The following is a 519-nucleotide window of genomic DNA, read 5'->3' on the forward strand; positions in this document are numbered from 1 at the left end:
CTGCTTTGGCGCCGTTTGTGGACTGGTCGTTGTCCGCGGTGGTGCGGGGTGAGGCGGGGGCTCCGGGGTTGGAGCGGGTGGATGTGGTGCAGCCGGTGTTGTTCGCGGTGATGGTGTCGTTGGCGGAGTTGTGGCGTTCGTACGGGGTGGAGCCGGCGGCTGTGGTCGGTCATTCGCAGGGTGAGATCGCTGCGGCGTGTGTGTCGGGTGCGTTGTCGCTTGGGGATGCGGCGCGGGTGGTGGCGTTGCGTAGTCGGGCGTTGGGTGTGTTGGCGGGGCGTGGCGGGATGGTGTCCGTGGCGCTGCCTGTCGCAGAGGTTGAGGGGCTGCTGGGGGAGGGGTTGTCCGTCGCGGCTGTGAACGGGCCTGTGTCGACGGTGGTTTCCGGTGATGTCGAGGCGTTGGATGGGTTGTTGGCGCGGTGTGAGGCGGAGGGGGTGCGGGCCCGCCGGATCCCGGTGGACTATGCCTCTCATTCGGCTCATGTGGAGTCGATCCGGGAGGAGTTGCTGGAGATCC

At 67.8% G+C, this 519-nt stretch carries 1 protein-coding gene; it reads left to right on the top strand.

Going from position 1 to position 519, the window contains the following annotated elements:
• A partial coding sequence (locus tag H5J33_RS36580) for an acyltransferase domain-containing protein (protein WP_181798973.1) occupies positions 1–519 on the top strand: 519 nt, incomplete at both ends.

It is taken from the genome of Streptomyces sp. WELS2, assembly GCF_013870595.1.
Taxonomy (GTDB): Bacteria; Actinomycetota; Actinomycetes; order Streptomycetales; family Streptomycetaceae; genus Streptomyces.